We start from the raw sequence: 19,353 nt of genomic DNA on the forward strand, positions 1-19,353 counted from the left end.
TACAGATATTATTATTTACTTTGCGGCGTTTTTTTGAAAAAATGATATGGAGATTGTAGCTAGGTCTGAGGAGCTTAAAAGAATTATTAGAGGGTGGAGAATCGAAGGGAAAACGGTTGGGTTTGTGCCTACCATGGGAGCTCTTCATAAAGGTCATTTGAGTTTAGTTGAAAAGGCGGGGCAAGCATGTGATGTGGTTGTAGTGAGCATTTTTGTAAATCCTACTCAGTTTAATAATAAGGAGGATTTAAAAAAGTATCCTAGAACCATTGATGAAGATAAGCGCTTGCTTCAAGAGTCGTCTTGTTCGATATTATATTATCCTACAGTGGAGGATGTTTACCCAGAAGAAGATAAAAGAGTATTCGACTTTGGGATGTTAGATAAAGTGATGGAGGGTGAGTTTAGGCCTGGTCATTTTAACGGAGTTGCTCAGGTGGTAAGTCGTTTTTTTGATTTGGTTCAGCCAGATAAAGCATTTTTTGGAGAAAAGGACTTTCAGCAATTAGCTATAATAAGAGCAATGGCTAAAATGTTGAATTATGATATAGAGATATTATCAGGAGATATTGTTCGGGAACCTGATGGATTGGCCATGAGCTCGCGAAATACACGTTTAAGTAATGCACATAGAAAGGAGTCTGCATTGATTTCTGAAACATTATTTGAATCGAAGGAACTAATGACTGCTAAAAATATAAAAGAAGTTATTAATTTTGTAGTCGAAAAGATAAACGAATCTGCTTTATTAGAAGTTGAATATTTTAATATTGTAGATGGAAATAGCTTGCAACCTCTTGACGATTGGAGTCAAAGTGAGTATATTGTAGGGTGTATAGCTGTGTTTGCAGATGAAGTAAGATTGATTGATAATTTGATTTACAAAAACTTTCAGAATGTACGTTGAAGTTGTAAAGTCTAAACTACACAATGTTTCGGTTACCGAGGCAAACCTTAATTATGTTGGTAGCATAACCATTGATGAAGACTTAATGGATGAAGCCAATATAATTGAAAATGAGAAGGTGCAGGTAGTAAATAATAACAATGGGGAACGATTAGAAACCTATGTTATTAAAGGAGAAAGAGGTTCGGGCGTTATTTGCCTGAATGGTGCAGCAGCCAGAAAGGTAGCGGTGGGTGATGTGATTATAATAATTACCTATGCTATGATGGAGTTGGACGAGGCTAAAGCATTTAAACCTAAATTTGTTTTTCCGGATACGGAAACTAACAAATTGGTATAAAAGATTTTTTATTTTTGAAATAAACCCCGGTTCTTCCGGGGTTTGTTTTTTATAACAATTTCTACGGATGGAAAAATTATCTTTTAAAGAAAAAATTGTTTCACGGGATAACGCTTCAAAAATAGTTGGTCGATGGCAAAAAGCGAATGAAAAAGTAGTTTTTACCAATGGTTGTTTTGATATTGTTCATCGAGGTCATGTCGAATATCTTTCGAAGGCGGCTGAAAAGGGTACCCGTTTATTATTAGGTTTAAATACCGATGATTCTGTCAGCAGGATAAAAGGGCCTACGCGACCAATTGTAGATGAAGAGAGTAGAGCAATTGTTCTAGCGGCCTTAGAGTTTATCGATTTAATCGTATTTTTTAATGAAGATACGCCTTATGAATTAATAAAAGCGGTTAAGCCAGATGTGTTAGTAAAAGGAGCTGATTATAATATTGAAGATATTGTGGGCTACGACGTCGTTACTCAAAGAGGTGGTTCTGTTGAGACAATAACTTTTGTAGATGGATTTTCAACTACTAATATCATCGATAAAATTGCCCAGGAATTAAAAGGCTAATCAAGTTTCTAAAAAGTATTATATGGCCAAGACTAAATCAGTATTTATTTGTCAGAATTGCGGAACCGATTCACCAAAGTGGGTAGGGAAATGTAATGCATGTGGGCAGTGGAATACCTATGTAGAAGAGGTGGTGATTAAGTCAAATGCCAAAACTACAACTACACAGAATTTTTTTGAAACGGCATCTTCAAAGCCTGAGTTAATTAAGGATGTGCCAATTTCTGATTTACCTAGAATTAATACGTCTAATGTTGAGTTAGATAGAGTTTTGGGGGGTGGGATGGTACCTGGTTCGTTAATTTTAGTGGGTGGTGAACCTGGCATTGGAAAATCAACGCTTGTTTTGCAAATGGCTCTTCGTATTGGTTCAAAAAAAGTACTGTATGTATCTGGTGAGGAAAGTCCACAGCAGATTAAGCTTAGGGCAGATAGAATTCATCAGGGAAATGAAAATTGCTTGGTGGTGAGCGAAACTTCCATAGAGAAGATATTAGGTCACATTAAAAATGTAAATCCAGATTTGCTTGTTATTGACTCTATTCAAACATTAAGTAGTGAAACGATTGAATCGTTACCTGGTAGCGTTTCTCAAATTAGAGAATGTACGGGTTCTATTTTAAGAGTGGCCAAGGAAACAAATTTACCAGTGGTTTTAATTGGGCACATTAATAAAGAAGGAAACCTAGCAGGCCCTAAGGTGCTAGAGCATATGGTGGATGTTGTTCTTCAGTTTGAAGGAGATAGAAATCATATGTATCGAATTTTGCGTTCCATAAAAAATAGATTTGGCTCTACGGCTGAGATTGGTATTTTCGAGATGTTAAGTAATGGTCTTCGTGAGGTTGCAAATCCTTCTGAATTATTACTGTCTCATCAACATGATAATTTGAGCGGAGTGTCCATTTCGGCAGCAATTGAAGGTATGAGGCCGTTCTTGATAGAAACTCAAGCGTTGGTTAGTACAGCAGCGTATGGAACGCCGCAGAGGTCTGCAACAGGCTTTGATCTGCGAAGATTGAATATGTTGTTGGCAGTATTGGAAAAAAGGGCTGGGTTTAAGTTGGCCGTTAAAGATGTGTTCTTAAATATTGCAGGAGGTATAAAAGTAAATGACCCTTCTATTGATTTATCGGTGGTTTCTGCCATTTTATCTTCTAATATAGATATTCCTGTTTCTCCTAAAATTTGTATGGCTGGCGAGGTCGGTCTTTCTGGTGAAATACGACCAGTGACAAGAATTGAACAGCGAATAGGAGAGGCTTCTAAACTGGGTTTTGAACAGATTATAATACCGAAGTTTACAAAGGGACTTGATTTGGTTAAATATGACATTCAAGTTACTCAAGTAAGTAAATTAGAAGAAGCTTTTAAATTGTTATTTGCCTAAAAAAAAACAAAGGGTTTCGCATTTAATCGAAACCCTTGTTGTAATTTTATTGGTGAAGTATTATTGGTTTAAAAGAATTCCTCTTCAGAGCCATTGGTATAATTGCTCTCGTCCTCCTCTTCTTCGGTTTGAGGTTTTGCATCTCCTTCACAGTCCAATATTAAATTAAAGTTGATAGGCTCTTCAAAAACATCTTCCTGAGTAATGGCTATAGATTCATCTTCGTAAATATCCTTCATGTACAGGGCCCAAATAGGTAGGGCCATATTAGCTCCTTGCCCCAGTGTAATACCATCAAAATGAATATCTCTATCTTCACCACCTACCCAAACTCCAGTTACTAAGTTAGGTGTTACTCCAATAAACCATCCATCCGAATGATTTTGGGTGGTTCCTGTTTTACCACCAATTTGTCCTGTAAACTGATATGTGTACCTAAGACGTGTACCTGTACCTCCATTAACTACTCCTTGTAGTAAATTCAGCATTAAAAAAGCAGTGTGTTCGCTAATTACTTCTTTCTTTTTAGGTGTAAAATGCCCAATCGTATTTCCAAATCGGTCTACGATTCTACTAATCATCATAGGTTCAATTCTCACCCCTTTATTAGCAAATGTGCTGTAGGCACTAACCATTTCATTTAAGGAGAAGTCTGGGATTCCAAGACATAAGGAAGGAACTGCATCCATAGGGCTGAGAATACCTAGTTCGTGAATCATATCTCTTACTGCCTCTGGGTTGTACTGTTTCATTACCCATGCTGAAATGTTATTATTGGAATTAGCTAATCCCCATTTTAAGGTAACCATTTCTCCTTTGCGTCGTTTCCCTCCATCTCTTGGAGTCCATGTTTTTCCATCTGGTAACACAAAAGTTTGTGGAATATTTGGGACTAAATCACAAGGTGTATGCCCCTCTTGCATGGCCAGAGTATATACCAATGGTTTTATCGTTGAACCAACCTGGCGTTTCCCTTTTGTAGCCATGTCATACATAAAATACTTAAAGTTAGGTCCTCCAACATAAGCTTTTACATGTCCGTTATTGGGTTCAATAGAAAAAAGACTGGCTCGTAAATAATGCTTAAAGTGTTTGATAGAATCAAGCGGAGTAAGTACGGTGTCTTTGTCGCCATCCCAAGTAAATACATCCATTTTTACAGGTGTATTAAATGAATGCATGATTGAATCCATATCGGCACCTGCCTTTTTTAGTACTCGGTAGCGATCAGAATTACGTATAGCTTTGTTAATGATATTTTCGTACTGCTCCTCACTTAGTTTTTTCGTAAAAGGAGCTCTGGATCTCCCTTTTTTCTCCCTAAAAAAATCTTTCTGTAAATCATTTGCTAGATGATTTTTTACGGCCTGTTCAGCATACGTCTGCATCTTGTAGTTTACAGTGGTGTATATTTTAAGACCATCTCTATATATATTGTAATGAGTGCCGTCAGGTTTTAAGTTTTTATTGATAAAACCATAAATTGGGTTATTCTCCCACTCGATACTATCTGCAATAAATTTATTTTTTAAATAAGGAGGGTAGTTCTCTCTTAGTGGCTTGTTTGCATTTAGCGTTAAACGAATATATTCCCTAAAGTATGGAGCCACACCTTCTTTGTGATCTCTTCTTTTAAATTTTAATTCTAAGGGGATGTTTCTTATTGAGTCGTATTCGATTTCTGAAATGAATTGTGCTTTTCGCATTTGATCTAATACAACATTGCGTCTTGCTTGTGTTTTTTCTAATCTTCGAACGGGGTTGTATAATGCAGGGTTTTTAAGCATGCCTACAAGCGTAGCAGCTTCTTCAATTTTAATGGAATCAGAGCTTGCGCCAAAAAATGTTTGTGCGGCAGACTGAATGCCGTAAGCATCATAAATGTAACCAACTTTATTTAGGTACATGGTTAATATTTCATTCTTAGTATAGCTTTTCTCAAGCTTAACTGCGATTACCCACTCGTTTAATTTTTGCAGAACTCTTTCCCAAATATTTTTGGCAGGTTCATGAAAAAGTAGTTTCGCTAACTGCTGAGATAAAGTACTACCTCCCCCTGAACTTTCTCTACCTAATATTCCAGTAAGAATAATAGCTCTAGCCAGACCTCTGGGGTCAACTCCCGAATGGTCATAAAAGCGCAGGTCCTCTGTGGCAACAAGAGCATTAACTATATAGGGAGATAAGTCTTCGTAATCAACGAATGTTCGGTTTTCAATGGCAAAATTACCAAGTACTTTGCCGTCGTCTGAAAATATCTCGGTAGCTAAGCTGTTTTTAGGATTCTCTAATTCTTCAAAAGAAGGCATTACTCCTAAAAAACCCTGAGAGATTGATAAAAATAGGATGAATACTAAAAGTAATCCACCTAATATGATTCCCCAAAACCATATTAGAAGTCTTTTTATACCTTTATTCATTGTGCACATGTTGTTGTTAGTTGAAAATTCAATGCAAAATTAGCAAATTTACTAACATCCGCATTTTTAATCTACTTAATAGGGCAAAAAGCTATTGAGTAATCAAAAATATTCGATTGAACTGTTTTAATTAAATGTATGTTAGCTATTAATATTACCTTATTAAAATGGCTATTTTAGTATTGTAAGGATAATTTTATAAATTTGACGGCTTTAACAGGAAAAGGTGAATTTCTCAATAAAGAGAATTGATATATCTGAAGGGTTCATATTTATCTTGTTTAGAATGTAATACAGATATAATTCTGAGTTAATAAAGAGTAGATGGCAAAGAAAAGTAATATAAGTGAAGAGAATTTGGTTATTGTGGAGTCCCCGGCGAAAGCAAAAACCATTGAAAAATTTCTCGGGAAGAATTTTGTGGTGAAATCCAGCTATGGTCATATTAGAGATTTGGCCAAAAAGGATTTTGGAATTGACATTGCCAACAACTATTTACCAACCTATGTAGTTTCTGATGATAAGAAAGAGGTAGTCAAAGAATTAAAGAACTTAGTAAAGCAAGTAAAAACTGTATGGCTAGCCTCCGATGAGGACCGCGAAGGAGAAGCAATTGCATGGCACTTGTATGATGAGTTAGGTCTTACGCCAGAAAACACAAAAAGAATCGTTTTTCATGAGATTACTAAGCCAGCTATACTAAATGCTGTAGAAAATCCTCGTGATATAAATATTGATTTAGTAAATGCTCAGCAAGCACGAAGGGTACTTGATAGATTGGTGGGATTTGAATTATCCCCAGTACTTTGGAAGAAGGTAAAGCCTTCGCTTTCAGCTGGTCGTGTTCAGTCTGTAACGGTTCGTTTAATTGTAGAAAGAGAAAGAGAAATATTTGCGTTTATACCAGAATCATCTTATAGAGTAACGGCTGTTTTTGATGTTACAGATCCTTCAGGAAAAGTAACTGAGATGAAAGCAGAGTTGGCCAAGAGGTTTAAGACCCTGGAAGATACAGAAGCTTTCTTGAATAAATGTAATGGCGCAGACTTTAAGGTTTCGGATATTACTAAAAAGCCACTTAAAAAATCACCAGCAGCACCATTTACAACTTCAACGTTGCAACAAGAGGCAAGTAGGAAGTTAGGTTTTTCAGTTGGACAAACGATGTCTGTTGCTCAAAAATTATACGAAGCAGGAAAGATAACCTATATGCGTACCGACTCCGTTAATTTGTCGGAAACAGCGCTTACCATGGCTAGTGAACAGATTACTGGTGTAATGGGTGATGAGTATCTGAAAATTAGAAAATATAATACCAAGAGTAAAGGTGCTCAAGAAGCGCATGAGGCCATCCGACCTACTGACTTAAACAAACCAACTGTTGCAGGTTCGCAACAAGAGCAAAAGCTTTATGAGCTTATTTGGAAACGCACCATTGCTTCACAAATGAGTGATGCGCAATTGGAAAAAACTACAGTTCAGATTAAAGCGGATGGTGTAACAGAGCATTTTGTAGCAACAGGAGAGGTTATTAAGTTCGATGGTTTTCTTAAAGTGTATTTGCAATCTTCAGAAAATGAAGGTGAAAATGAATCAGAAGAAGATTCAGGATTATTGCCTCCTATGAAAGTGGGCGATACTTTAGGTTATGAGATGATCGAGGCTAGAGAGCGTTGGAGTCAGAAGCCTGCAAGATATTCAGAAGCTTCTTTGGTGAAAAAACTAGAGGATTTAGGTATTGGCCGACCGTCTACATACGCCCCAACCATTTCAACAGTTCAAAATAGAGGGTATGTTGTAAAAGAGGAGCGTGAAGGTAAAGAACGAGCGTATCAATATTTGGCCTTAACAGGAAATGAAATAGTAAAAGAGCAAAAAACAGAGATAACAGGGGCTGAAAGGAATAAATTATTCCCAACAGATATTGGAATGGTAGTAAATGACTTTTTAATGAAGTATTTTACTAACATTGTAAGTTATGATTTTACCGCAAAAGTAGAAATGGAGTTTGATGAAATTTCTTTAGGTAAAATTGTTTGGAATGAATCGATTGATGAGTTTTATAAGAGCTTCCACGACCAGGTTGAAGATACCTTGGAAAATTCTGAAAGAAATACAGGAGAGCGTCAGCTTGGAGATGATCCTACAACAGGAAAACCAGTTTCTGTAAAAATTGGGCGTTATGGTCCAATGGCGCAACTTGGAGAAAGTAGTGAAGATGAGGAAGTAGAAAAGCCAAAGTTTGCTTCATTACAAAAGGGACAGCATCTAGAAACGATTACTTTAGAAGAGGCGATTAGGTTATTTGATTTGCCGCGAGATTTAGGTCTTTATGAAGATAAAAAAGTGGTTGTGGGTATTGGCCGTTTCGGTCCTTATGTGCGCCATGATGGTAAGTTTGTCTCTTTAAAAAAGGGTATTGATGATCCGTTGGAGATAGAATTAGATAGAGCTATTGTCCTTATTGAAGAGAAAAGGAAGGCTGATCGTGAAAAATTCATTAAAAGTTACGATGAGGATCCTGAAGTTCAAATTTTAAATGGACGTTGGGGACCTTATATATCGTACCAAAAGAAAAATTATAAAATACCAAAGGATACAGATCCTAAGGGATTAAGCTTTGAAGATTGTCAGAAGTTAATTAAGGATGGTGGTAAAAAGCCAGCCAAGAAATCAGCGGCTAAAAAAACAGTAGCTAAAAAAGCTACAGCAAAAAAGACAACAACAAAAAAAGCTACTGCAAAGAAAACGGTAGCTAAAAAAACATCAAAGAAATAATAGGCAAACAATAGTATTGTGCAACTGAAAGATTTTTTCGAACCAATTACCGCTCCTCGGCAAAATATTCAATTTATGCCAGAGGAAGACACGCTGAAAAGTCAGATTGTTAATGGTGTTGGTGAAGAAGATTATAGTGAGGATTATGTTTCTAATTTTGACATTGCTATTATTGGAATTTCAGATAGTAAAAACGCATTAGGTAACCTAGGATGTGAAGGTGCAGCAAGAATAATAAGAGAAAACTTAGCGAGTTTAAGAAAGATAACCAAGACAATTAAAATCATTGATCTTGGAGATATAAGAGGGAATAGTTTAAATGACCGATATTTCGCTCTTGCTGAGGTTTCAAAAACGTTATTAAAACTAAATGTAACATCTTTACTGATTGGAGGAGCACAGGATTATGTATTACCGATAGCAAAAGCTTTTACAAAGGAAAAAGAGGATGTTTCAATTGCTCTGATAGATAGCAAGTTAGATTTTAGTGTAGGTGGGACAGACTTTAGTTCGCAAACATTTTTATCGCAAGTTGAGCAAGATTGTGGTGAACGAATTTTTGAGGTTAACGTTTTAGGTGGGCAGAAATATCTAATTGGAGAAAGTCAGGAGAATCATTTGTATAACCTAAATTGGCACTGTACAAGATTAAAGGACCTTAGGAATGAGAATATTAATAGTGCCGAACCCATAATGAGAGATGCAAATGTCATTAGTTTTGATGTTGGAGCGATACAGCAAAATAATATGCCATATTTTACTAACTCAAATGTAAATGGATTTACAGGTTATGAGGCCTGTCAGTTAGGCTGGTATGCTGGAGTAAGTAACAAAATAGAAGCCTTTGCAGTTCAGGAGTACAATCCGGAAGTTGATGATTCAGGAAAAGGAGGTATGTTATGTGCTCAAATTATATGGCATTTTTTTGATGGTATGTCTCAGGGGATAAGGCAGGTAGAGAGTGAGTTGATTAATAAGTGTAAAATTTCTGTGGTCTATTTACAAGATTTTGGGGTAGATATACGTTTCTATACCAATAGAGAAGATAATAGGTGTTGGGTGGAAGTGCCATGGAGTGATCAGATTAAAATAATTGCTTGTGATCAAAAGGATTTATTACAAGCGCAAAATGGTGATTTACCTGATAAATGGTGGAGGTTTTTTCAGTTAGACAGTAACAATAAAAACCAAAGTAAAAAGTAGGATGTTTAATATATAAAACGAAACCTTTATAATTAAAATAAAGTATACGAACTCGGTTTTGTTATAAAAATCATTGATTTCAAATAGTGTAAAAGGCATACATATAGGTTGTTGTGTTTTATTTGGGATCAAGACAGAGTTCTTTGAGTTATTATAACTAGAATAAATGTTTAGGAGAATTCTGATTTTTGTTTTATTTTGCATTATTGCAATAGATGCTCAATCTCAATACGACCCACAATTTAGTCAGAATATGTTCAATAAATTGGCGGTTAATCCTGGTTTTTCAGGAATGAGTAATGGTATTAACTTAGTGGCTTTAAACAGAAATCAGTGGCAAGGGAATTTGGCCATAAAAACAACGGTTTTTAGTGGAGATATGCCAATTAAACTTTTCGGATTGAATTCTGGAGTAGGAATTAATTTCATTAATGATGAAATAGGGAATTTCACTAATTTGTCAATGAATATAAATTATGCTTTGCAATTTGAATTAGAAGATGGAGTTGTTTCTGCAGGAATTAATGCTGGAATCTTAAATCAAAGTTTAATTGCTAGTTGGAATTTAGATAATTTGAGAGGAGATGTTTATGATCCTACTGACGGAAATATTCCAACTGCTGATGTTTCAGGTTCGGCGTTCGATCTTGGTTTAGGAGTGTATTACAATAGTGATAAACTATATGGAGGAGTATCAATTTCTCATATAAATAAACCTCAGCCAAATTTTAAAAATGAATTTAATTTCACTTCAACTGGAACTTTTTATGTTCTTGGTGGGTATAAGCACAAGGTTGAAGATACAGCATATGAATTATTGCCGTCTTTCTTTTATAAAACAGATGGTAGGAGTTTTCAAATTGATTTAAATACGCTGGTTCGATATAAAGGAAGATATTGGGGAGGGGTGACATATCGTTTACAAGATGCAATAATTTTTCTTGCAGGGTTGGAAATGAAAAATGGAGTTCGTTTTGGTTATAGTTATGATGTTACAACATCAGCAATTGGTTCAGCAGGATTAGGCGGAACGCACGAGTTGATGGTTGGATATAATTTAGATATAGACTTTGAAAAGCGCACCAAGCGTTATAAAAGTGTTAGATATTTGTAAAGAAGTAAAATTTAATATACCGATAGTCTGAAATATTATGAAGAAAGTACTAGCTCTTAGTGTCATTATTGTCACTATCTTAAGCGGATGTAGTAACTCTGGAGGAGGTGAACTTACTGGAGTAGCTCAAAAGGGTACCTTTTATGAGCCAGACCCATATGGAATGTTGTTTATTCCACAAGGAAGCTTTAACATGGGACCTAACGATCAAGATGCTGCTTGGTCGCTTACTGCACAATCAAAAACAGTTTCTATTAGATCTTTTTGGATGGATGAAACTGAAATTACAAACACTGAATATCGCCAGTATATTGATTGGGTAAGAGACTCAATTGCTAGAAAACTATTGGGAGATCAGTTTGAGGAATTTGTAATTGCAGAAGATGAATTCGGTAACGAAATTGATCCTCCATTCTTAAATTGGGATGAGCCAATAGAGTGGGATAATGAAGAATATGCAGAAATTCTTGATGAAATGTTTCTTCCAGAGAATGAGCGATTCTTTAGAAGGAAAGAAATAGATTCTAGGAAGCTATCTTATGAGTACGAATGGGTAGATCTTCAGCAAGCCGCTAAGAAGACTAATAGGTTCAATTTTGAGACTAAACAATATGATGGAAGCATATACAATCAGGTGGGTGAAGAAGAAACCATCAATGATCGTTCTGCATTTATCATGAAAGATAATGTAAATGTATATCCAGATACTTTATGTTGGATTGCTGATTTTACATACTCATTTAATGAACCTTGGACAGAGAAGTATTTCTGGCATGTTGGATTCTATGAATATCCTGTGGTTGGTATTACCCATAAGCAGGCGACTGCATTTTCAATTTGGAGATCTAGGTTTATGAATAATTACCTTGTTAGTAAAGGTGAGCCTGAAGTAATGTGGTATCGATTACCAACAGAAGCAGAATGGGAATATGCATCAAGAGGAGGCCTTGAAAATCAAATGTATCCTTGGGGAGGAATGTACACACGTAATGATAAAGGTTGTTTCTTAGCTAACTTTAAGCCGTTAAGAGGCCGTTATGCAGATGATGGAGGAAATACATCGATGGCTGTAGCATCATATGCCCCGAATGATTTTGGTTTATATGATATGTCTGGAAACGTTGCAGAATGGACTTCTAGTGCATTTGACGAATCTGCCTATAGTTTCACACATGATTTTAACCCAACATATAAGTATAATGCATTACCAGATGATCCTCATGTAATGAAAAGAAAAGTTATTAGAGGAGGTTCGTGGAAAGATGTAGGTTATTATTTACAATGTGGGACAAGAACTTACGAATATCAAGACTCTGCTAAATCTTACATTGGTTTTAGATGCGTTAGAGATTATATTGGAGACTAAACACTGATTCTAACTAGAGTAGATTAAAGAATTAACACAATACAACTATGAGTATAACGGAATTTGTAGAAAGCCCGGGGTATAAAAAGGCGATGGGAAAAGTTTATGGGTTAGGTGCAGCAGTAGTAATACTGGGAGCATTATGGAAAATCCTTCACCTGCCAGGAGCTGCAGGTATGCTTATCGCAGGTCTAGGAACAGAGGCTATTATATTTGCGCTATCTGCTTTCGAGCCACCACATGAAATGCCTGATTGGAGTTTGGTATATCCAGAGTTAGTAGGTTTAGAGCCTAAGGCTGGCCATCAAGGAGGTAGTGGAGGAGGAAGCGAATTACAAGCTTTAATCCAAACGGGTAATATCGATGAGAAAACGGTTGCAGAGCTATCTGATGGAATTAAAAAATTAGGTTCTACATCGTCTCAATTAGCTGACTTAAGTGATGCTTCTTTGGCTACTCAAAGTTATTTACAGAACATTCAAAATGCATCTGAATCGGTAGGTAAGTTTGGAAACGTTCAAGATAAAACATCAAAGGTTATCGAGGAGTCAACCCAAATACTTAGTCAATCATATGCAACTACGGCTAATGCTATTTCAGAAGCGGGTAATAAAGTAGCGAGTGATATGTCTAAATCAGGTAGTGATCTAGTTGGAGCATATTCAGGGATTACAGAAAGCAGTAAGAAATATAATGATGAAATAAGTGCATTAAATGGAAATTTAGCTTCGATAAATTCTATCTATGAGATGCAGTTAAAAGGATCAAAAGATCAAATTGAAGTTACAGAACAAGTTAATAAAGGTTTAGGAGAAATTAATAACTACTTAGCAGAATCGGTAGAAGGAGCTAAAAGTTATAGAGATCAAGTGGCAGACTTAAATAAAACCGTAGGTGAATTGAATACTATCTATGGTAATATGCTTAGTGCTATGAATGTTGGGAACCGTTAATATATTATTTAAATCATTTAAAATTTAAAGTATGAGTGGCGGAAATTGTCCCGAAACCCCCAGGCAGAAAATGATAGGTATGATGTACCTATTTTTAACTGCGTTACTTGCAATAAATGTATCAGGAGAACTATTGCATGCATTTGTCTCTTTAGATGAGGGTTTTAATCAAACAAGAAAAACTGTTGAGCGAAAAAATGATGCTTTATATACTCAGTTCGAAACTGCGGTTAGTAATAATCCAGATAGAGCTAAAGATGAGTGGAATGAGGCGGAGAAAATAAAAGAATCATCAAAACTATTAGTAGAGTACATACAAGAGTTAAAAACTACAATTGTACAAAAGGCTGATGGTCCAGAAGCTACACCAGAAAGTTATACTTCTGTAAGTAATCAAGATATTGCACCACAGGTTATGATTACAGAGAAATCTGGTGCAAGAAGTGAAGAGTTAAAAAAGCGTATTGGGGAATATCAAAATATGTTATTGTCTTATCTCGACCCTAATGAACCTGCAGATACTACTTATATTGCCGCTTATAAGCAGGTTTTTAGTACAGAAGATATAAAGGGAGAAAAGGATGTGAAAAAATCTTGGGAATCAACCAAGTTTGAACATGTACCTCTTTCTGCTTCTATGGCCATGTTAAGTAAGATTCAGGGAGACGTAAGAAATGCTGAGGCTGATATGATTGCCGGTTTATATAATAATATAAATAAGGATTCGTATAAATTCGATCATTTAATGGAAGTTGTTAAGCCTTTTAAAACGACAATTCTGGAAGGTGAAACATATAGAGCCGAGTTATTTATGGCTGCTTATGATCCAACTATAATTCCAAAAATAGAGATTGATGGAAAGGCATTAAATAATATAGAAAAAGGAAAAGGAATACTTGAACTTAAAAGGCCGGTTGGCGAGCATAAATGGTCTGGATTTATAAAAATGCCATCACCAGATGGTTCTACTGATATTCCTTATGAAGTAAGTGGGGAATTTCAGGTCGTAAAACCAAGTGCGGTTATTTCTCCAATTAAAATGAATGTTTTTTATGAAGGAGTAGAGAATCCTGTAGCGATATCGGTACCAGGAGTTGCCAGTAATGCTTTAAAAATTAGCATGTCCAATGTAACTAGTCGTAAGAAGGGTGGCAATTACATTGTTAAACCAAAACCAGGAACAGCAGGTAAGGAATCAATTGTACGGGTAAGTGCCGAGATTGAGGGTAAGACTAAGTTTATAGGGAAGCAAAATTTTCGTATTAAAAGAGTACCTAGTCCAATTGCTACCGTTGGCGGTGAAGAAGGTGGTAAAATTAGAAAAAATGTTTTGTTGGCACAATTTGGAGTTTTAGCAGAAATGAAAGACTTTGATTTTGAATTAGAATATAATGTTAGCAGGTTTACTGTTTCTGTTCTAAAGAATGGTTATATTACGGATTCTCCATCTAAATCAGCTAAGTTTACCAAAGAACAAAAGGATTTAATAAAAGGTATGTCTCGAGGATCTAAAGTTCAAATAGAGGGAATTCGAGCAAAAGGACCTGGTGGAACTAGGGATCTTGGTACTATAACATTTGTGTTAGATTAATTAATAAAACTAAGTTTCGGATATTTTGTCGAAATAGATATAAAAAGATCAATAATGAAAAAGTTCTTCTTAATAGTAATCTTATTAGTTATAGTGGCAGGAAGTTCCACTATAAAGGCTCAGAATGTTTTGGATGGTATTTATCCAAAGGAGCACGTTCTTAATCGCAAGCCGATTCCGTATCCTCATGTTCGTGAGGCGGATGTTATGTGGGCGAAAAAAGTTTGGAGAATAGTTGATTTAAGAGAAAAAATTAATTTGCCTCTATACTATCCTATTAATACGATGGATGGACGTTATAGTTTAATTCAATTGTTAATGCACGGAATACAGTATGAAGGATTAACTGCATACTCTACAGATCATGAAGATGAGTTTAAGGTTGAAATGTCATACGAACAAGTACAGTATTCTATGGGTGCTGTAAGTGATACGATGGAAGTTCGCCAAGCCGATGGAACTTATCAAGAACAAATTGTACAGGGTGAATTAAAGCCTGATGAAGTAAAACAGATTCTTGTTAAGGAAGTTTGGTTCTTTGACAGAAATTATTCTAGATTGGATGTAAGAATCATTGGTTTATGTCCTATTCGTGAATATGTAAAATCTGATGGAGATGGAGGAGAGGATCAGATAGCAAGACGACAAGCTTTCTGGATTTATTTCCCACAAGCCCGTGATTTATTTGCACGTAACGAGGTGTTTAATCCAAAAAATGATGCGCAAAGACGTACTTTTGATGATATATTTATGAAAAGATTTTTTGGTAGCTATATAGTTAGAGAATCTAACGTATATAACAATCGTAGAATTGACCAATATGCTGTAGGTATGGAGGCAATGATAGAGTCAGAAAGAATTAAGATGGATATCTTTAATTTCGAGCACGATTTATGGGAGTTTTAAGAAGAACGACATAATTATAATATAACAAAAAAGGAGAGTGGTTTAAATCACTCTCCTTTTTTATTGTTCAAAATTGTTAACAAGATTACAGCTGATTATGATTTACCATATTCAGCAATTATATCTGAAGAAAATTTTCTGATTTGTTGTTCATCTGATTTAGGACAAATAAGTAAACAGTTGTTTGATTCTGCAACAATAAAGTCATCCAACCCCTGAATTACTGCAAGTTTGTTATTCGGTAAATTAACAACACAGTTTTTAGAGTCATAGGATAACACTTTACCTGTATTTATAGCATTATTATTACTGTCCTTTGTTGAGTGCTCGTATAATGAAGACCAAGTTCCTAAATCACTCCAACCAAAATCAGCTGTCAAAACAAAAACGTTATTTGCTTTTTCCATAATGCCATAGTCAATGCTAATATTAGGACAACCATTGTAGATTTTATCAATAGCACTAACTTCCTCTTCAGTACTTATTTTATCTTGAACGCTATCGAATAGGTTTTTAACTTCCGGAAGGTTCTCACTAAAGGCAGTGTCAATAGATTTTAATGACCAAAGAAAGATTCCTGAATTCCAGAAAAACTCACCACTTTCGAAAAATACTTTGGCTAGTTCAAGGTTAGGTTTTTCGGTAAAAGTTTTTACGGACTCAATTACTCCAAGTGTTTTATCCGATTCGTCACTTAGCTGAATATAACCATATCCAGTTTCAGGTCGATGAGGTTTAATGCCAAGTGTAAGGAGGCTATCATTGGAATCTACAAATTGCAAGCCTTTTTTAATTACTTGAACAAACTCTTCTTGCTTCAATACAAGATGATCTGCTGGTGTAACAACTATTGAAGCTTCTGGATTACGTTTTTTTATCCAGGCATTAGCATACGCTATGCAAGGCGCTGTATTTCTTCGGTAAGGTTCGGTTAAAACTTGCTCTGATTTCAGTTCTGGAATTTGCTCAAGCACTAATTCTTTATATTCAATACTTGTAACTACAAGAAAGTTCTCATCTGGACAAACAGCCTTAAATCTTTCAAAGGTTTGTCGAATAAAAGATGTACCCGTTCCAAGTATATCTAAAAATTGTTTTGGTGTTTCTTCAGTGCTGATTGGCCAGAATCTACTTCCAATACCTCCAGCCATTATGACGCAATAAGTGTTGTTATTCATTATAAAAGATTATTTTGGACATTTTATTTGTCGTGAAATTACCCAAAAAAGCAGGACAATAAAAACGATTTTCGCTTAGTTTTGCGAAAAAGCTTTCAACACTTGATTAAGTATAGTATTTTTAGGCCAAATCTAAGAAATAATGGGATTTTTATTTGAATTAGGTAGGTATGCCTTATTTATTAAACGGGTTTTTTCAAAACCTGAAAAACATAGTATTCTTGTTAAGCAAGTAATAAAAGAAATGGATCTTTTAGGAATTGGATCGGTAGGTATTGTAGCTATCATCTCTATTTTTATGGGTGCTGTTATTACTTTGCAAACAGCTTACAATATTGATATACCATTTATACCTAAATATACAATTGGACTAGCCGCTCGTGAATCTGTATTGTTAGAGTTTTCATCTACTATTGTTGGACTGATTCTGGCGGGTAAGGTAGGTTCAAGTATTGCTTCTGAAATTGGAAGTATGCGTGTAACGGAGCAGATTGATGCCATTGAAATAATGGGAATAAATTCTTCAGGATTTTTAGTGTTACCTAAAATTCTGGGGTTAGTCTTGATTGTTCCTTTTTTAACCATTATTAGTATGGGTATCGGTATTATTGGAGGATGGCTCGCTGGAAGTATTACGGGAGAAGTTCCTGCTGCCGATTATATATATGGAATTAGATATGCTTTTCAACCTTTCTATATATTATATGGGCTCATTAAGTCAGTAGTATTTGCTTTTTTAATTTCTTCCATTGCTGCATATCAAGGTTATTATGTTGAAGGAGGTTCTTTAGAAGTTGGGAAAGCCAGCACTAAGGCTGTAGTGGTAAGTAGTATTCAAATTTTATTATTTAATTTATTATTAACTCAGTTGTTGTTGGCATGATAGAAGTGAAAAATTTAAATAAGACTTTTCATGAAAAACAAGTATTGTTTGATGTGTCGGCACAGTTTGAAACTGGGCAAGCGAATTTAATTATTGGGCAAAGTGGGCATGGAAAAACGGTATTGTTAAAGTCTATTGTTGGATTGCACGAAATAGACTCTGGTGAGATCATCTATGGCGATCAAGTATTTTCAGGAATGTCATTCAATAATCAAAGAATCATTAGAAAAAAGATTGGGATGCTTTTTCAAGGTTCGGCATTGTTTGATTCACTAACTGTAGAAGAAAATGTACAATTTCCATTGGACATGTTTTCCGCTAAATCAAAAGAGGAGAAGTTGGATCGTGTAAATTTTTGCTTAAATAGGGTGAACCTTGAAAATGTTAATAAACTTTATCCTTCAGAAATTAGTGGAGGTATGCAAAAGCGTGTAGCCATTGCACGAGCAATTGCATTGAATCCCGAATATCTTTTTTGTGATGAACCTAATTCAGGTTTGGATCCGAAGACTGCTATTGTAATTGACAACCTTATATACGAAATTACCAAAGAGTATAGTATTACCACTATTATAAATACACACGATATGAATTCCGTAATGGCTATCGGGGAAAAAATCATATATATTAATGGTGGTAGAAAGTTATGGGAAGGAAATAAAGAGGAAATTTTTACAGCTAAAGAAGAACGCTTAAACGATTTTGTTTTTGCTTCGGAGTTGTTCAAAAGGATTAAAGAAAATTCATAACCCTATGGGTAAGCTCTATGAATAAAGGTTGTAATAACAGTTTTGAAGTATTAGATAATTTATTTAGCCAGTACGAGCTAGAGGATAGTGAGTTTTTGTATTTAGAGTTGGAGGAATTAAAAGATGCTCAATATGAGATTTTAATATTGCCCCAAAAGATAAATGTGAAAAGGCTTAAGCGCATATACGATAAAATGGATTTATGGGCGCTTCAATTTCCATACGTTTTTATATCTTCAAAATATGAAGTCAGTGATACAATAAGTATTGGAAATAAAATTAGTTTGGCCTATTACAATTTAAACTTAAAAGTATCTGCTTCGGGAAATAAATTAACACTTAATTCATACAGCTATTCAAAGATTAGCCTTTGTATTTCGCTGCTTATTCATAAAAAGGAAGAACTCCATGTAATAAAGAGGAGTAAAGCTGCTAATTCATTATCTAATAAAATAGGTGATAGCTATAGTCAGGGTGAACTGATTGATCATATTGACCAAGTCTATGATCAATACAAGCACACGAATATAAACATCAATAACTTCAGAACGATCTTTCGTAGTTTCGGATGCCATACTGAAGATATTGGAAACAGGGCATTCGATTTGTTTATGGAATCTAGAAGTACCAGTGAGTCATGGAAAAATGCAATAGAGGAATTCCTGACCAATAAGGTGGATCTCTCGCAAATGCTTGCTGAGCATATATCCAATATTCTAACGAAGTAATTAGTCTAATGTATGTATGTCGTTGGGCGTTCCCTCGATGCGTCCTCTTCTCTTAAATGGTATAAGTACTCTCGGGTCGGGCTTTTCGCTCTAACTCCTCGCTGTTTTCTTATGTGTTACATATAATTTTATGCTGAAATAACCATATTATTAAATGTAAGCCTGTTTACCAGCTGCGGGGTACCCGCTTCAATCCCTAACGCGAGCTATGGCGATGCGTTTGTGATCTTTTTTCCATTTAAATCGGTGTAGTTGCAAGACTATTTAAAATTTATTTCAGCA

General features: G+C 35.4%; 16 protein-coding genes. 14 read left to right on the forward strand and 2 right to left on the reverse strand.

Annotation, left to right across the window (positions count from 1 at the left end):
* The first annotated feature begins 46 nt into the window (after nt 1–46).
* The 4 genes from panC to radA all read left to right on the forward strand — a co-directional run bounded on the left by panC (nt 47) and on the right by radA (nt 3,202).
* Nucleotides 47–907 carry a pantoate--beta-alanine ligase gene (gene panC / locus A8L32_RS17395; protein ID WP_066632211.1) on the forward strand — a complete coding sequence of 287 codons (861 nt, stop codon included), beginning with the start codon at nt 47–49 and terminating at the stop codon, nt 905–907.
* Entirely contained in the window at nt 897–1,247 is a 351-nt protein-coding gene (panD, locus tag A8L32_RS17400; RefSeq protein ID WP_066632212.1) for an aspartate 1-decarboxylase, read from the forward strand. Before panC ends, panD begins: the two co-directional genes overlap by 11 nt.
* Before the next feature lie 67 nt (nt 1,248–1,314).
* On the forward strand, nt 1,315–1,812 hold the full coding sequence (gene rfaE2 / locus A8L32_RS17405) for a D-glycero-beta-D-manno-heptose 1-phosphate adenylyltransferase (protein WP_066632213.1): 498 nt from the start codon (nt 1,315–1,317) through the stop codon (nt 1,810–1,812).
* A 22-nt stretch (nt 1,813–1,834) separates the two neighbouring features.
* The gene (gene radA / locus A8L32_RS17410; RefSeq protein WP_066632214.1) at nt 1,835–3,202 is read left to right on the forward strand and encodes a DNA repair protein RadA; all 1,368 of its coding nucleotides are present in this window, start codon (nt 1,835–1,837) and stop codon (nt 3,200–3,202) included.
* 68 nt (nt 3,203–3,270) lie between these two features.
* Here the strand turns inward: radA and A8L32_RS17415 are convergent, their stop codons facing one another.
* Complete coding sequence (locus A8L32_RS17415; protein WP_066632215.1) at nt 3,271–5,622, reverse strand: transglycosylase domain-containing protein; 2,352 nt, start codon at nt 5,620–5,622, stop codon at nt 3,271–3,273.
* 324 nt (nt 5,623–5,946) lie between these two features.
* Here A8L32_RS17415 and topA point away from each other — a divergent pair, with 324 nt between their 5' ends.
* The 7 genes from topA (at nt 5,947) to porN (ending at nt 15,533) form a co-directional block, all read left to right on the forward strand.
* A complete protein-coding gene (gene topA / locus A8L32_RS17420; RefSeq protein ID WP_066632216.1) occupies nt 5,947–8,400 on the forward strand; it encodes a type I DNA topoisomerase in 2,454 nt (817 codons plus the stop codon).
* Between the two features lie 75 nt (nt 8,401–8,475).
* Entirely contained in the window at nt 8,476–9,603 is a 1,128-nt protein-coding gene (locus A8L32_RS17425) for an arginase family protein (RefSeq protein WP_066632222.1), read from the forward strand.
* 166 nt (nt 9,604–9,769) lie between these two features.
* The gene (locus tag A8L32_RS17430; protein ID WP_066632223.1) at nt 9,770–10,717 is read left to right on the forward strand and encodes a PorP/SprF family type IX secretion system membrane protein; all 948 of its coding nucleotides are present in this window, start codon (nt 9,770–9,772) and stop codon (nt 10,715–10,717) included.
* A 37-nt stretch (nt 10,718–10,754) separates the two neighbouring features.
* Entirely contained in the window at nt 10,755–12,083 is a 1,329-nt protein-coding gene (gene porK / locus A8L32_RS17435) for a T9SS ring complex lipoprotein PorK/GldK (protein ID WP_066632224.1), read from the forward strand.
* 47 nt (nt 12,084–12,130) lie between these two features.
* Nucleotides 12,131–13,036: a type IX secretion system motor protein PorL/GldL gene (gene porL, locus A8L32_RS17440; RefSeq protein ID WP_066632226.1), complete on the forward strand. Its 906-nt coding sequence runs from the start codon at nt 12,131–12,133 to the stop codon at nt 13,034–13,036.
* Nucleotides 13,037–13,067: 31 nt separating this feature from the next.
* Nucleotides 13,068–14,627: a type IX secretion system motor protein PorM/GldM gene (gene porM, locus A8L32_RS17445; RefSeq protein ID WP_071797487.1), complete on the forward strand. Its 1,560-nt coding sequence runs from the start codon at nt 13,068–13,070 to the stop codon at nt 14,625–14,627.
* Between the two features lie 54 nt (nt 14,628–14,681).
* A complete protein-coding gene (gene porN / locus A8L32_RS17450; protein WP_143525156.1) occupies nt 14,682–15,533 on the forward strand; it encodes a type IX secretion system ring subunit PorN/GldN in 852 nt (283 codons plus the stop codon).
* Between the two features lie 95 nt (nt 15,534–15,628).
* Here the strand turns inward: porN and A8L32_RS17455 are convergent, their stop codons facing one another.
* Entirely contained in the window at nt 15,629–16,711 is a 1,083-nt protein-coding gene (locus A8L32_RS17455; protein ID WP_066632234.1) for a mannose-1-phosphate guanylyltransferase, read from the reverse strand.
* Nucleotides 16,712–16,853: 142 nt separating this feature from the next.
* On the opposite strand from A8L32_RS17455, the gene A8L32_RS17460 reads away from it, so the two are divergent.
* The 3 genes from A8L32_RS17460 to A8L32_RS17470 are packed head-to-tail and all read left to right on the forward strand — an operon-like array spanning nt 16,854 to nt 19,071.
* Complete coding sequence (locus A8L32_RS17460; protein WP_066632236.1) at nt 16,854–17,594, forward strand: MlaE family ABC transporter permease; 741 nt, start codon at nt 16,854–16,856, stop codon at nt 17,592–17,594.
* Nucleotides 17,591–18,343, forward strand: a complete 753-nt coding sequence (locus A8L32_RS17465; protein ID WP_066632238.1) for an ABC transporter ATP-binding protein — start codon at nt 17,591–17,593, stop codon at nt 18,341–18,343. The genes A8L32_RS17460 and A8L32_RS17465 overlap by 4 nt, the downstream gene beginning before the upstream one ends.
* A 17-nt stretch (nt 18,344–18,360) precedes the next feature.
* A complete protein-coding gene (locus A8L32_RS17470) occupies nt 18,361–19,071 on the forward strand; it encodes a hypothetical protein (protein ID WP_066632240.1) in 711 nt (236 codons plus the stop codon).
* The last annotated feature ends 282 nt before the right edge of the window (nt 19,072–19,353 follow it).

Origin of the sequence: Labilibacter marinus, from assembly GCF_001659685.2 — a bacterium.
GTDB lineage: Bacteria > Bacteroidota > Bacteroidia > Bacteroidales > Marinilabiliaceae > Saccharicrinis > Saccharicrinis marinus.

Coding starts and splice junctions, on each gene's coding strand:
- porM (WP_071797487.1), top strand. CDS start 13,068: ATGAGTGGCGGAAATTGTCCCGAAACCCCCAGGCAGAAAATGATAGGT.
- panC (WP_066632211.1), top strand. CDS start 47: ATGGAGATTGTAGCTAGGTCTGAGGAGCTTAAAAGAATTATTAGAGGG.
- A8L32_RS17470 (WP_066632240.1), top strand. CDS start 18,361: ATGAATAAAGGTTGTAATAACAGTTTTGAAGTATTAGATAATTTATTT.
- A8L32_RS17455 (WP_066632234.1), bottom strand. CDS start 16,711: ATGAATAACAACACTTATTGCGTCATAATGGCTGGAGGTATTGGAAGT.
- porK (WP_066632224.1), top strand. CDS start 10,755: ATGAAGAAAGTACTAGCTCTTAGTGTCATTATTGTCACTATCTTAAGC.
- topA (WP_066632216.1), top strand. CDS start 5,947: ATGGCAAAGAAAAGTAATATAAGTGAAGAGAATTTGGTTATTGTGGAG.
- A8L32_RS17460 (WP_066632236.1), top strand. CDS start 16,854: ATGGGATTTTTATTTGAATTAGGTAGGTATGCCTTATTTATTAAACGG.
- rfaE2 (WP_066632213.1), top strand. CDS start 1,315: ATGGAAAAATTATCTTTTAAAGAAAAAATTGTTTCACGGGATAACGCT.
- A8L32_RS17430 (WP_066632223.1), top strand. CDS start 9,770: ATGTTTAGGAGAATTCTGATTTTTGTTTTATTTTGCATTATTGCAATA.
- porN (WP_143525156.1), top strand. CDS start 14,682: ATGAAAAAGTTCTTCTTAATAGTAATCTTATTAGTTATAGTGGCAGGA.
- A8L32_RS17415 (WP_066632215.1), bottom strand. CDS start 5,622: ATGAATAAAGGTATAAAAAGACTTCTAATATGGTTTTGGGGAATCATA.
- porL (WP_066632226.1), top strand. CDS start 12,131: ATGAGTATAACGGAATTTGTAGAAAGCCCGGGGTATAAAAAGGCGATG.
- A8L32_RS17425 (WP_066632222.1), top strand. CDS start 8,476: ATGCCAGAGGAAGACACGCTGAAAAGTCAGATTGTTAATGGTGTTGGT.
- radA (WP_066632214.1), top strand. CDS start 1,835: ATGGCCAAGACTAAATCAGTATTTATTTGTCAGAATTGCGGAACCGAT.
- A8L32_RS17465 (WP_066632238.1), top strand. CDS start 17,591: ATGATAGAAGTGAAAAATTTAAATAAGACTTTTCATGAAAAACAAGTA.
- panD (WP_066632212.1), top strand. CDS start 897: ATGTACGTTGAAGTTGTAAAGTCTAAACTACACAATGTTTCGGTTACC.